Source organism: Stutzerimonas sp. S1 (genome assembly GCF_025966695.1).
Classification (GTDB): domain Bacteria; phylum Pseudomonadota; class Gammaproteobacteria; order Pseudomonadales; family Pseudomonadaceae; genus Stutzerimonas.
The window spans coordinates 101,575-114,692 of the sequence record NZ_JAOEIY010000006.1 but is presented as its reverse complement, the minus strand read 5'-3'; the positions used below and the strand labels follow the sequence as shown (position 1 = coordinate 114,692).

Here is a 13,118-nt window from a genome sequence, read left to right as displayed (position 1 = left end):
GCCGGCCTTACTCGTCCGCCTTGATCACGCCGCGGCGCAGCTGGTCTTCCTCGATGGATTCGAACAGCGCCTTGAAGTTGCCTTCGCCGAAGCCCTGGTTGCCCTTGCGCTGGATGATCTCGAAGAAGATCGGGCCGATCACCGTGTTGGTGAAGATCTGCAGGAGGATGCCGTCATCGCCCGGCGCTCCATCGATCAGGATGTTCAGCTCACGCAGCACGTCGAGCGGCTCGCCATGCCCTGGCACGCGGCTGTCGACCTTCTCGTAGTAGGTGTCCGGGGTGGTCATGAAATCCACGCCGTTGGCACGCAGGCGGCGCACGGTCTCGTAGATGTCGTCGGTAGACAGCGCGATGTGCTGGATGCCCTCGCCGTGGTACTCGCGGATGAATTCCTCGATCTGCGACTTGTCGTCGGCCGACTCGTTGATCGGGATGCGGATCTTGCCGCAGGGCGCGGTCATGGCACGGGAGAACAGGCCGGTCAGCTTGCCCTCGATGTCGAAGTAGCGAATCTCGCGGAAATTGGCGATGCGCTCGTAGAAACCGGACCAGACGTCCATCTGCCCGCGCTTGACGTTGTGGGTCAGGTGGTCGATGCACATCAGGCCGACGGCGTTGTCGTTCGGCGTGCGCCCTTCGATGTACTCGAAGTCGACGTCGTAGATGCTCTTGTCGCCGTAGCGGTCGACGAGATACAGCAGCGAGCCGCCGATGCCTTCGACGCAGGGGATGTTCAGCTCGCCGAAGTTGGCGTGGCTGCCGACCAGCTTGGCGCCCTGGGATTCGACGTAGGCGGCAGCCTGGGCGGCATTCTTCACCCGAAAGGCCATGGCGCAGGCGCTCGGGCCGTGCTTCTCGCCGAAGGCGCGCACATGCCCGGTGGGGCTGCCGTTTAGCACGATGTTGATATCGTGCTGCTGGAACAACCAGACCTCCTTGGAGCGGTGCTTGGCGGTTTCGGTAAAGCCCATCTGGGTGAACAGCGTGCGCAGCTGCTCGATGCCCTCGGCATTCGGCGCGGTGAATTCGACGAACTCGAAGCCGTCGGTGCCGATGGGGTTGTGCTGCTCGATCTTGTTCACGGCGTTCATATCGCCTCCTGATTATTGTTGTGAGGATTACCGCTGCACGGCTTGGCTGGCCCCATCACACCCCAGGGCAGAGCAGCGAACAATGCTGTTTACGGGCACGGAAAGCCGCTGACAGCGGGCTTACTGTCAGCTTTTCCTTACAGCGCTATTCGTGGCTAAACGCCTGGCCCGGCGGCTTGCCAGGCGTAACGAAAAGCTGACAAGGCGGTGCGACAAGCTGCCGCACATATCTTCCAGCGATTGGCGCGCCACAAAAAAAAGGTGGGCTGAAGCCCCACCCTACGAGGCCTGCAAAGGCCTGATCCGTAGGGTGGGCTCGAGCCCACCGAAAGGCCTCTCCCGAAGCCCGCACACGTCATGCATCAATGCCCCGCCGGGCAGCCAAGACTCCCGCTAGATCAACCCGATCAGATTGAGAAAAACCAGCACGATGGCCACCGGCGTACCGTAGCGCAGCAGGTTCCACCAGGCGGCGAACCAGCCCGGATGGGCGATGCCGATAGCCTCCTGAACCTCATGCCGGCGCAGCACCCAGCCGGTGAATAGCACCGTGCCCAACCCGCCCAGCGGCATCAGCCAGTTGGCGGTGAGGTAGTCGATACTGTCGAAGAAGGTCTTGCCGAACAGCTGGTAGTCGGCCCAGTGGTTGAAGGAAAACACGCTGCCCAGGCTGAGCAACCAGAGCAGCGCACCACTGCTCAATACCGCCTTCTTGCGGCTGATGCCGTAGCGTTCGTTGAGCCAGGCGATACTCGGCTCGGAGAGCGAGATCGCCGAGGTCAGTGCAGCGATCACCAGCATGATGAAGAACAGCCCGCCGACGACCTGCCCCAGCGGCATCTGGCCGAAGGCGATCGGCAACGTGACGAAAATCAGCCCCGGCCCGGCGCCCGGCTCCAGGCCATTGCCGAATACCAGCGGGAAGATCGCCAGGCCGGCAAGCAGCGCCACCACGGTGTCGGCCAGCGCGACCAGCATCGAGGTCTTGGCGATCGACGTGCCTTCCGGCAGATAGGAGCCGTAGGCCATCATCGCGCCGCAACCCAGGCTCAGGGTGAAGAAGGCATGACCGAGGGCGATCAGCACGCTCTGCGCGGTCAGCTTTGAGAAGTCCGGGACGAAGAGAAACTGCAGCGCCCGGGCGAATTCGCCGTTGAGCGCCGCGTAGCCGACCAGCACCAGCAGCAGCACGAACAGCCCGGGCATCAGGAAGCGCAGCGAACGCTCGAGCCCGCCACGCACGCCGAAGCCGACGATCAGCATGGTCGCCGCCAGCACCAGGGTGCCGCAGACCACCAGCCGCAGCGGGTCTGCCAGCAGCGCACCAAACAACTCGCCACTGGCCTCACCACTGACTCCTGTGAAGCCGCCGCTGAAGGTCGTCGGCACATAAGCCAGCGCCCAGCCGGCGACCACCAGATAGAAGCTCAGGATCAGGAAACCGGTGAGCCCGCCGAGCCAGCCGACAGCCCGCCAGCGCGGACTGGCACCCGCCTCGCGCGCCAGCCTGGCCACCGCGCCATCAGGGTTCGCCCGGCCGCGGCGGCCGATCATTACCTCGGCCATCAGCAACGGAATACCGATGGCGAGAATGCAGGCCAGATACACCAGCACGAAGGCGCCGCCACCGTTCTCGCCGGTGATGTAGGGGAATTTCCAGATGTTGCCCAGGCCCACCGCCGAACCGGTGGCGGCGAGGAAGAACACCCAGCGCGAGGACCACAGGCCGCGGCTGGCGTTGACTCGGGTGCGTGCGTGCGCGCCGGCGAAGGTGCCGGCGGCGAGGCTGGTTTTGTCGGTCATTGCGGGTTCCTGCTTGTTGTTTTTGTCAGGGATGGTGCAGACGAACGGAGCGGGCGATCGTGGCCGGCCACCCCGCTCAGCGAAGGCCGGCGCGCTCGGGCAGCCGGCCATGAGTCGTCATGAAGCCTGGCGCTCGAGCGCCTCGACCTGCGGCGCGCCGCCGGCCTGCAGGCGCTCCAGCGCCAGGCGATCGGCGATCACCGAAGTGGGTTCGCCGCTGGCGGCGGCGCGGGTGAAGATTTCACCCAGAGTGTCGCCGATGCCGCGCACGTGGGCGTCGCTCTGCGCGGCGCTGCCGCCGATGCGCTGGTAGTAGACGTCGATGATGCCGCCGGCGTTGATCGCGTAGTCCGGCGCATACAGCTGCTCGCGCCGCTGCAGTTCGGCGCCGATTTCCGGTGTAGCCAGCTGGTTGTTGGCCGCGCCGGCGATCACCGGGGCACGCAGCACTTCCAGGGTCTGCTCGTTGAGGATGCCACCCATGGCGCAGGGCGCGAACACATCCACGTCCAGGCCGTAGATGTCCTGCGGGCGCACCACGTTGGCGCCCACCTCTTCCATCGCCTGCTTGACGTTGGCATCGAAGATATCCGCCACCCACAGTTCGGCGCCGGCCGCCTTCAGGTGCCGCGCCAGGCCCAGGCCGACATGGCCGACGCCCTGGATCGCCACCTTCAGCCCGGTCAGGTCGTCGCGACCGAGGCGATGACGCACCGCGGCCTTGAGGCCGACGAACACGCCGAGTGCGGTGGACGGCGACGGGTCGCCGCTGGCGATGCTGCCATCGAGCAATGTACGCGGCGTCGCGCCCATCACATGGCGGGTGCGCTGGGCGAAGGCCTGCATCTCGGCATCGCCGGTGCCGGAATCGGCGGCGGTGATGTAGCGCCCGCCGAGGCTGTCGATGAAATCGCCCATGGCGTGCAGCAGCGCCTGGCTCTTGCCCGTGTGCGGGTCGCCAATGATCACCGCCTTGCCGCCGCCGAGCTTGAGCCCGGCCAGCGAGGATTTCAGCGTCATCCCGCGCGACAGGCGCAGCACGTCGCGCAGCGCGTCGTCGTCGTTGGCGTAAGGGAACATCCGGCAGCCACCCAGCGCCGGCCCGAGGCTAGTGTTGTGAATGGCGATGATGGCTTTCAGACCCGACGCCTGGTCATGGCAGAAGACCACCTGTTCGTGGCGGTCGAAGTCGGGGTGAGCGAAGACGGACATTGGGGGTACCTCGTTTGTTGTCTGGGGGCGACGCCCCATCAGCGGGACGCCGTCGATCGATTCGCCGTAGACCGGCCGCCAGCCCGGCGGCCGGGTCCGTCAGGCGGCTGGCTGGAACAGCCGCACGCTCTGCACTTCGTCACCCTTGGCCAGCTGCTCGCGCAGGAGCTTCTCCTGCTGGCGAACCTTGGCCAGGGCACGCTCCTTCACCGGGCCGTAGCCGCGGATCTGTTCCGGCAGCGCGGCGATGGCCACGGCGGTGCGGTAGTTGGTCGGTTTGAGCTGAGCCAGCAGCTCGGCCACGGTCTTCTCGTAGTCGGTGATCAGCTGGCGCTCGACACGACGGTCGTGGCCATAGCCAAACGGATCGAGCGGCGTGCCGCGCAGGAAGCGGAACTTGGCCAGCACGCCGAAGGCATCGAGCATCCACGGACCGAACTCGCGCTTGCGCGGCTCGCCGGTCTTCGGGTCGGGCTTGCTCAACCAGGCGGGAGCGAGGTGGAACTGCAGCTTGTAGTCACCCTCGAACTGCGCCTCGAGCTGTTGGCGGAACTCCGGCTCGCTGTACAACCGCGCCACCTCGTACTCGTCCTTGTAGGCCAGCAGCTTGAAGTAGTAGCGGGCGACGGCCTTGGACAGCGCCAGATCGTCCGCGCTATCGGCGTCGCGCACGCGCTCCACCAGCTGGCGATAGCGGCGCGCCAGCGCAGCGTTCTGGTAGCGGGTGAGGAAGTCGACGCGCCAGTCGACGATTTCTTCCAAGGTTTTACAGATTGGTTCTGCCACTTCGACCGGGCGCGCCAGCTGTTCCACAGCCTCGCGTTCGAGCACAGCACGACGGCCCCAGCGGAAGGCCTGCAGATTCAGTTTGGCGGCAACGCCGTTGAGCTCGATAGCCTTCTCGATGGCCTCGGCGCTGATCGGCAGCAGCCCCTGCTGATAGGCGAAGCCGAGCAGGAACAGGTTGGTGGCGATGCTGTCGCCCAAGAGCCGCGTGGCCAGGCGGGTGGCGTCGATGAAGTGGGTCTTCTCGGCGCCGACCGCATCGCTGATCGCCTGGCGCATGGCCGCGCCGGGTACCTGGGCATCCGGGTTGCGGGTGAACTCGGCGGTGGCGGACTCGTGGCTGTTCACCACGGCATTGCTGATCTGCTCGTTGAGGCGGGTCAGCGACTCGTCGCCCGCCGCGACGATCAGGTCGCAGCCGAGCAGCAGGTCGGCCTCACCGGCGGCGATGCGCACCGCGTAGATGTCGCTCTGCTTCGCGGCGATACGCACGTGGGTGGTTACCGGGCCGAATTTCTGCGCCAGACCGGCTTGGTCGAGCACCGTGCAGCCCTTGCCTTCCAGGTGCGCGGCCATGCCGAGCAGCGCGCCAAGGGTGGTCACGCCACTGCCGCCAACGCCGGGGATCAGCACGTTCCACGGCCGCTCCAGCGACGGATGCTGCGGCTGGGGCAACGCGCCAGCCTCGATGCCATGGGCCACCGCTTCGGGCTTGCGCAACCCGCCGCCATGCACGGTGACGAAACTCGGGCAGAAGCCCTCGACACAGGAGAAATCCTTGTTGCAGGCGTTCTGGTCGATCTCGCGCTTGCGCCCCAGCTCGGTTTCCAGCGGCAATACCGACAGGCAGTTGGATTTCTCGCCGCAGTCACCGCAACCCTCGCACACGGCGGGGTTGATGAAGGCGCGCTTGGCCGGGTCTTCCAGCTTGCCGCGCTTGCGCCGACGGCGCTTCTCGGTGGCACAGGTCTGGTCGTAGATGATCACCGAGACGCCCTTGAACTCGCGCAGTTCGCGCTGCACGGCGTCCAGCTCGCGGCGGTGATGGAAGGTGGTGATCGGCGCGAAGCCGGCGCGGCTCGGGTACTTGTCCGGCTCGTCGCTGACCAGGGCGATGCGTTTGACGCCTTCGTCGGCGATCTGCCGGCTGAGCTGGTCGACACGCAGTTCGCCGTCGATCGGCTGGCCGCCGGTCATCGCCACGGCGTCGTTGTAGAGAATCTTGTAGGTGACGTTCACGCCCGCCGCGACGGCCGCACGCACCGCCAGGCTGCCGGAGTGGAAGTAGGTGCCGTCGCCGAGGTTCTGGAACATGTGCGGGGTGTCGGTGAACGGCGCCTGGCCGATCCAGTTGACGCCCTCGCCGCCCATCTGGGTGAAGGTCTCGGTGCGCCGGTCCATCCACTGCACCATGTAGTGACAACCGATGCCGGCCGAGGCACGGCTGCCCTCCGGCACCTTGGTCGAGGTGTTGTGCGGGCAGCCGGAGCAGTAGTGCGGCGTACGCACGGTGGTGTAGCTGCGCGCGGCCAGGGCCTTTTCCTTGGCATCGAGGAAGGCCAGGCGGGTCTGGATGCTGTCGCTGGTGTAGATCGGCGCGAGGCGCTTGGCGATGACGCGGGCGATCATCGCCGGAGTCAGTTCGGAGAGGTTCGGCAGCAGCGAGTTGCCCTGCTCGTCGAACTCGCCGACCACCCGCGGGCGCTTGTCCACCGGCCAGTTGTAGAGCTGCCCGGTGAGTTGGTCCTCGATGATGCTGCGCTTTTCCTCGACCACCAGAATCTCGTCCAGCCCCTGGGCGAACTCGTGCACCGAGACCGGCTCCAGCGGCCAGCTCATGCCGACTTTGAGCACCCGCAGGCCGACCGACGCGCACAGTGCTTCATCCAGGCCGAGGTCATCCAGCGCCTGACGCACGTCGAGGTAGGACTTGCCGGTGGTGATGATGCCCAGACGCGGATTCGGCGAATCGAGCATCACCCGGTTCAGGTTGTTGGCCCGGGCGAAGGCACGCGCGGCGTAGATCTTGAACAGGTTGAGGCGCTTTTCCTGAGCCAGCGGCGGGTCCGGCCAGCGGATGTGCACGCCGTCCTCGGGCAGCTCGAAATCGTCCGGAATACGCGTCTGCACGCGCAGCGGATCGACCTCCACCACGGCGGAGGAATCGACGTTTTCGGCAATGGTCTTCAGCGCCACCCAGCAGCCGGAGTAGCGCGACAGCTCCCAGCCGATGATGCCGTAATCGAGGATTTCCTGAACGTTCGCCGGATTCAGCACCGGGATCGACGCGGCAATGAACGCATGCTCGCTCTGGTGCGGCAGCGTCGAGGATTTACAGCCATGGTCGTCACCGGCCAGCAGCAGCACGCCGCCATGCGGGGAGACGCCGGCCGCATTGGCGTGCTTGAACACATCGCCGGCGCGGTCGACGCCCGGGCCCTTGCCGTACCACATGGCGAACACGCCGTCGTACCTGGCACCGGGGAACAGGTTGGTCTGCTGGCTGCCCCACACCGCGGTGGCGGCCAACTCTTCGTTGACGCCCGGCTGGAAGTGGATGGCGTGTTGCTTGAGGTAGTCGCGGGCTTCCCAGAGGCTCTTGTCCAGCCCGCCCAGTGGCGAACCGCGATAGCCGGAGATGAAGCCACCGGTATTCAAACCACGGGCCTGATCACGCTGATGCTGCAGCATCGGCAGACGGGTCAGCGCCTGGGTGCCGGTGAGGTACAGATGACCGGTTGCAAGCCGGTACTTGTCGTCCAGACGGATCTCGGCCAGAGACATGGGGCGCTCCTAATTTGTTGTTATCGGAGTCAGGGTGGCGTTGTTCGCTACCCGCCTGACGCAGTCATGGCGAAACCGCACGGTTGTTTCGCCACGCCGGCAATCGGCAGGGGATCACCCCACCGTCGCGTGTCGATTAAAAGTCTGGCCGTGACGAAGAGAGATTTTCTTTCTACTTTTGCGGTAGAACAGCGCTTCTGTGCATGAACAATTCACCTAGAACAAGAAAACAGGAACAGCCATGCAGACCACGCCCCTGAGCAGCATCGACCGGAAGATTCTTCTGCTGCTGCAGCACAACGCCGATCTGTCCGCGGCGGAAATCGCCGAAAAGGTCGAGCTGTCGCAATCGCCTTGCTGGCGGCGGATCAACCGCATGCAGGAGGAAGGGCTGATCGAACGCAAGGTCGCCCTGCTCAACCCGAAGAAGCTCGGGCTGAACATGACGGTGTTCGTCAACATCAAGCTCTCGGCCCACGGCCGCAGCAATCTGGACGAGTTCGAGCAGGCGGTGGTGGGTTATCCCGAGGTGCTGGAGTGCTACACCATGGCCGGCGAATCGGACTACCTGCTCAAGGTGGTGGCCAGGGACATCGACAGCTACGAGCGCTTCCTGCGCGACCAGCTGTTGCAGCGCCCGCACGTGCAGGAGGCGCATTCGCACATCGCCATGAGCGAGGTAAAGCGCACCACGGAACTGCCGCTGGATTGAGTCAGCGGTTGATGGCGAACGGCACCACCCAACCTGCCGTCGCTCTTCGCCAGGTCACGCCCCACGCACTGGCAGCGCTTTCCAAACACATCAGTGACATGAACACCCAGATCGCCAGCGCGGCCGGACAGCAGAGCGTTGTGGCCGACGAAATCAGCCAGAGCGTGGGGCAGGCGCTAGGCTCCAGGCAAGCCCGTCACCCGATCTCCTGCGCGGACACCCTGCGCCTCAAACCAGCCCCGATTGACCTCCAGCGCGTAGCGCGCCGGCGCCTGCGAGCAGCGGACCTCGATGCTCAGCGGCTCCAGGTCGATCACATCGACGATCACGCCCTCCTCGTCCAGGAACGCCGCCGACAGCGGCAGCGGCGTGTTCTTCATCCACAGGCAGTTGCGCCGTACCTCATCGAAACGAAACAGCATCCCGCGATCGGCCGCCAGCTCGGTGCGCTCCATCAGTCCACGAGCGCGTTCGACATAGCTCAGCGCATACTCCGCGTGCAGTTCGGCCGCGCCCAGCTGTAGCGGCAGCAGCGTCTGTGCCGAACCGAAGGGTGCGTACCCGCAGCTCAGCGCGATGGAGAGGACCAACGGAATGCTCGCGCGCATTGGAGGAATCCTTTTCAAACAGGAGAACAGGCGCCGGTCGCTTGTGGACTCCGATATGACAACCGTCGCCACGCCGATGCTCAACAGAATAGTCGCCGGCGCACCGGTGTTCGACGCCGCACCGCACGATGTCGACCCCGCAGCGGCGGGAGGCGACCATCACGCCGCGCACACTGATCCACGGCAACGCCAATTGCAAAATGCCGCCAGTCGCCTGGCAACGGCGTTACGCTACGCGTACCTAGTAGCCATTCCTTCACACGAAACCGCTTCATGACCACGATTACCAGCGAAGTCCCCCTCAACGGCAAGGCGCCCGTTCACCTGGCGCTGCGCCGCGTCGCCATCGACACCTACCGCGAGAACGTCGCCTACCTGCATCGCGAGTGCGCCGCCTGCCGTGCCGAGGGCTTCCAGGCCCTGGCCAAGGTGGAAATCCGCGTCAACGGCAAACGCATTCTGGCCAGCCTCAACCTGGTCGACGACCCGGCCATCGTCGGCTGTGACGAGCTGGGACTGTCCGAAGACGCCTTCGCGCAGCTTGGCGCGGAGCCCGGCGTACCGGCCTCGATCTCCCAGGCCGAGCCGGCCGCCTCGATCCCCGCGCTGCACCGCAAGATCGCCGGCGAACGCCTGCGCCGCGAGGACTTTCAGGCGATCGTCCGCGACATCGCCGAGCACCGCTATTCGAAGATCGAGCTGACTGCCTTCGTGGTCGCCTGCAACCAGGGCGAACTGGACCGCGAGGAGGTCTACTTTCTCACCGACGCCATGGCCACGGTCGGCCGCCGCCTCGACTGGCGCGAGCACCCGGTGGTGGACAAGCACTGCATCGGCGGCATCCCCGGCAACCGCACCTCGATGCTGGTGGTGCCCATCGTCGCGGCCCACGGCATGCTCTGTCCGAAGACCAGCTCGCGGGCGATCACCTCGCCGGCCGGCACTGCCGACACCATGGAGGTACTGGCCAATGTCGAGCTGCCGTTCGAGCGGCTCTGCGAAATGGTTCGCGAGGAGCGCGGCTGTCTGGCCTGGGGCGGCACCAGCGAGCTGTCGCCGGCCGACGACGTGCTGATCGCCGTCGAGCGGCCGCTGTCGATCGACTCGCCGGGGCAGATGGTCGCCTCGATCCTGTCGAAGAAGGTGGCTGCCGGCTCCACCCATCTGCTGCTCGATATTCCCATCGGCCCCACCGCCAAGGTGCGCTCGATGGCCGAGGCGCAGCGCCTGCGCAAACTCTTCGAGTTCGTCGCCTCGCGCCTGGCGCTGACCCTGGACGTGGTGATCACCGATGGCCGCCAGCCGGTCGGCAACGGCATCGGCCCGGTACTGGAAGCGCGCGACGTGATGCAGGTGCTGCAGAACGATCCTGCCGCGCCCAATGACCTGCGCCAGAAGGCGCTGCGCCTGGCCGGACGCATGCTCGAGTTCGACCCGGACGTGCGCGGTGGCGACGGCTATGCCATCGCCCGCGACATTCTCGACTCGGGCCGCGCGCTGAAGAAGATGCACTCGATCATCGCCGCTCAGGGCTCCAAGCCGTTCGACCACAACCAGCCGCCGCTGGCCAAGCTGAGTTTCGACGTACTGGCCGACCACGACGGCGTGGTCACCGGCATCGACAATCTGCAGCTGGCACGCATCGCCACACTGGCCGGCGCGCCCAAGGTGCAGGGTGCCGGCGTCGACCTGCTGCGCAAACTTGGCGAACCGGTGCAGGCCGGGGCCTGTCTGTATCGCGTCTACGCCGATTTCCCCGCCGACCTCGCCTTTGCCCGCCAGGCCACCGAGCGCGCCAGCGGCTTCTCTCTGGGCCGCGCCGAACAGGTCCCGACCGTCTATGTGGAGTTCTGATGCAAAGCTTGCTGCTGTATTTCGATGACGAACGTGCCGCCGCCCTGCGCCTGGCCGCGGCCTGCGACCTGCCGGCGGCGGCGGTCGAACGCCACCGCTTCCCCGATGACGAGTTGCGCCTGCGCCTGCCGCTGGCTGAAGGCGAGGCGCTGGCCGAACAACTGGTGATCTACCGCGGCCTCGATCACCCCAACGAGAAGCTCGTCGAGCTGTTGCTGGTGGCCGGCGAAGCCCGGCGCCTGGGCGCGAAGCGGCTGATCCTGGTGACGCCGTATCTGGCCTATATGCGCCAGGACATCGCCTTCAATCCCGGCGAGGTGGTCAGCCAGCGGGTGATCGGCCAGCTCCTCGCCAGCCAGTTCGACGGTCTGATCACCGTCGACCCGCACCTGCACCGCGTGGCCACCCTGCAGGAAGCAGTGCCGCTGGCCGATGCCGTCACGCTTTGTGCGGCGCCGGCGCTGGCGCGGCTGATCGCCGAGCGGCATCCCGACGCCCTGCTGATCGGCCCGGACGCCGAGGCGCAGCAGTGGATCGAAGCCGCGGCCGCCGAGCACGGATTCGATTACGGCGTGTGCAGCAAGGTACGCCACGGCGATCATCAGGTCGAAATCGCCCTGCCGGAGCTGGATGTTGTCGGACGCCGCGTGGTGCTGCTCGATGACGTCGCCAGCTCCGGCCGCACCCTGGCCGAGGCCGCGCAGAAGCTGCTGGCGGCCGGCGCCGCCTCGGTGGATGTGGCGGTGACGCATGCGCTGTTCGCCGGCGATGCGCTGGCAGTGATCCGCGCCGCCGGCGTCGAGGCGATCTGGAGCACCGACTGCATCGCCCATGCGAGCAATGCGGTGCACATGGCACCCCAGCTGGCCGAGGCGCTCAAGCCACTGCTGCGGTAGGTTGGAAAACTCGCGCAGCGTTTTTCGCCGGCACCTGCGTCGGTGGACAAGGCGGCGCCGTTGTCCGCCCTACGAAGCCGGGCGGTGCGCCGCTACCAGGCCAGCTGCAACTGGCTCTCGAACTCGCGCGGAGCGCCGCTCAGTGGGTCGGTAAAGCGCAGGCCGCGCGCCAGCAGCTTGAGCGGCCGTGCGTAGTCGTCCGCCTCGCGCGCGCTGCGCTCCAGCAGCCGCGGATAGAAAGGGTCGTTGCAGATGCCGGCGCCGAGGGTCGCCATGTGCAGGCGCAGCTGATGCTTGCGTCCGCTGATCGGCGTCAGCCCGTAGCGCCAGAAATCGCCGCGCCGCTCAAGCACCTCGATCAGCGTCTCACTGTTGGGTTCGCCCTCGCCCTCACGCATCAGGAAGAACGGCTCGCCCGGCACCATGCACAGGCGCCGGCGCAACGGGAAGTCGAGTTGCGGCAGCGCCGGGCAGATCGCCTCGTAGCGCTTGGCGATCGCGCGTTCACGAAACAATGCCTGGTAGGCACCGCGGCTGGCGCGGTTGGCCGAGAACAGCACCAGGCCGGCAGTGAGCCGGTCGATGCGGTGGATCGGCGCCAGATCGTTATTCCCCAGCCGCTTGCACAGGCGCGCCAGCAGCGTCTCGTTGACGTACTCGCCGGCCGGCATCACCGAGAGGAAGTGCGGCTTGTCCGCCACCACCAGATGCTCGTCGACGTGCAGGATGCGCTCCTCGAACGGCACTGGTGTCTCGTTCGGCACTTCGCGGAAGTAATGGATGCGCATGCCGGCCCGATAGGGCTGTGCGGCATCGATCGGCTGCATCTGCGCATCCAGCACGCGGCCGCGGGCCATACGTTCGAGCCAGGTGGCACGGTCGATCGCCGGGAAGCGCTGGCACAGGCAGTCGAGCACGGTCGGCCAGTCACCGGGCGGCAGGTGCAGAGTACTGGGGCGGGAATTGCAAGCGGACATGGATGCAGTCGGGCGGACGGACGATGCCGTGGATGATACCCGCTACGGGCGCGGCTGCGCCGCTGAACAGGCCGCGCCGCGCAGCCCGGCGTCGCGCCGATGGCTGCGCGTGCGGCGGCGAAGTCGCGTCAGTCTTGCTTGTCCTTGGTCAGCTCGCCGGTCTTGCCGTCAATGCTGAACTCGTACTTCTTGCCATCCTGCTTCATGCCCTCGCCTTCCCAGCCATCGTCATCGGCCTCGATGCCGTGCAGCTCGGTGTAGCCGGCGGCCTTGGCCTTTTCCACCGCCTGTTCGAGCGTGATCCAGTCGGCGCCCGGCTTGTCGGCGGCAATCGCAGTGCCGGAGCCGAGAATGGCAATGGCCAGAGCAGCGGTCATTTTCTTGTGATACATG

At 66.3% G+C, this 13,118-nt stretch carries 11 protein-coding genes; 4 read left to right on the top strand and 7 right to left on the bottom strand.

Features of this window, described 5'->3' with window-relative positions:
- Positions 1–7: 7 nt before the first annotated feature.
- From hppD to N8H22_RS14125, 4 genes are all read right to left on the bottom strand, one after another.
- Complete coding sequence (hppD, locus tag N8H22_RS14140) at positions 8–1,093, bottom strand: 4-hydroxyphenylpyruvate dioxygenase (protein WP_264591146.1); 1,086 nt, start codon at positions 1,091–1,093, stop codon at positions 8–10.
- Between the two features lie 393 nt (positions 1,094–1,486).
- Positions 1,487–2,896, bottom strand: a complete 1,410-nt coding sequence (locus N8H22_RS14135; protein WP_264591145.1) for a sodium-dependent transporter — start codon at positions 2,894–2,896, stop codon at positions 1,487–1,489.
- 117 nt (positions 2,897–3,013) lie between these two features.
- On the bottom strand, positions 3,014–4,108 hold the full coding sequence (locus N8H22_RS14130; RefSeq protein ID WP_264591144.1) for a Glu/Leu/Phe/Val dehydrogenase dimerization domain-containing protein: 1,095 nt from the start codon (positions 4,106–4,108) through the stop codon (positions 3,014–3,016).
- 99 nt (positions 4,109–4,207) lie between these two features.
- Entirely contained in the window at positions 4,208–7,678 is a 3,471-nt protein-coding gene (locus tag N8H22_RS14125) for an indolepyruvate ferredoxin oxidoreductase family protein (protein WP_264591143.1), read from the bottom strand.
- Positions 7,679–7,919: 241 nt separating this feature from the next.
- Between N8H22_RS14125 and N8H22_RS14120 the strand changes: the two genes are divergently transcribed.
- Positions 7,920–8,390 carry an Lrp/AsnC family transcriptional regulator gene (locus N8H22_RS14120; RefSeq protein ID WP_264591142.1) on the top strand — a complete coding sequence of 157 codons (471 nt, stop codon included), beginning with the start codon at positions 7,920–7,922 and terminating at the stop codon, positions 8,388–8,390.
- Between the two features lie 176 nt (positions 8,391–8,566).
- Here the strand turns inward: N8H22_RS14120 and N8H22_RS14115 are convergent, their stop codons facing one another.
- Complete coding sequence (locus N8H22_RS14115) at positions 8,567–8,998, bottom strand: DUF192 domain-containing protein (protein WP_264591141.1); 432 nt, start codon at positions 8,996–8,998, stop codon at positions 8,567–8,569.
- Between N8H22_RS14115 and N8H22_RS14110 the strand changes: the two genes are divergently transcribed.
- From N8H22_RS14110 to N8H22_RS14100, 3 genes are read left to right on the top strand one after another with little or no spacing between them, the layout of a single operon-like run.
- Entirely contained in the window at positions 8,985–9,275 is a 291-nt protein-coding gene (locus N8H22_RS14110; protein WP_264591140.1) for a hypothetical protein, read from the top strand. The genes N8H22_RS14115 and N8H22_RS14110 overlap by 14 nt on opposite strands.
- Positions 9,272–10,852 (top strand): thymidine phosphorylase family protein, encoded by a 1,581-nt coding sequence (locus tag N8H22_RS14105; protein ID WP_264591139.1) that lies wholly within the window; start codon positions 9,272–9,274, stop codon positions 10,850–10,852. The genes N8H22_RS14110 and N8H22_RS14105 overlap by 4 nt, the downstream gene beginning before the upstream one ends.
- Positions 10,852–11,748 carry a ribose-phosphate diphosphokinase gene (locus tag N8H22_RS14100; protein ID WP_264591138.1) on the top strand — a complete coding sequence of 299 codons (897 nt, stop codon included), beginning with the start codon at positions 10,852–10,854 and terminating at the stop codon, positions 11,746–11,748. Before N8H22_RS14105 ends, N8H22_RS14100 begins: the two co-directional genes overlap by 1 nt.
- Before the next feature lie 92 nt (positions 11,749–11,840).
- Here N8H22_RS14100 and N8H22_RS14095 read toward each other — a convergent pair whose 3' ends face one another.
- Together N8H22_RS14095 and N8H22_RS14090 are read right to left on the bottom strand one after the other, a co-directional pair.
- Complete coding sequence (locus N8H22_RS14095; protein ID WP_264591137.1) at positions 11,841–12,725, bottom strand: RluA family pseudouridine synthase; 885 nt, start codon at positions 12,723–12,725, stop codon at positions 11,841–11,843.
- A 128-nt stretch (positions 12,726–12,853) separates the two neighbouring features.
- Positions 12,854–13,117, bottom strand: a complete 264-nt coding sequence (locus N8H22_RS14090; RefSeq protein ID WP_264591136.1) for a PepSY domain-containing protein — start codon at positions 13,115–13,117, stop codon at positions 12,854–12,856.
- Position 13,118 lies beyond the last annotated feature (1 nt).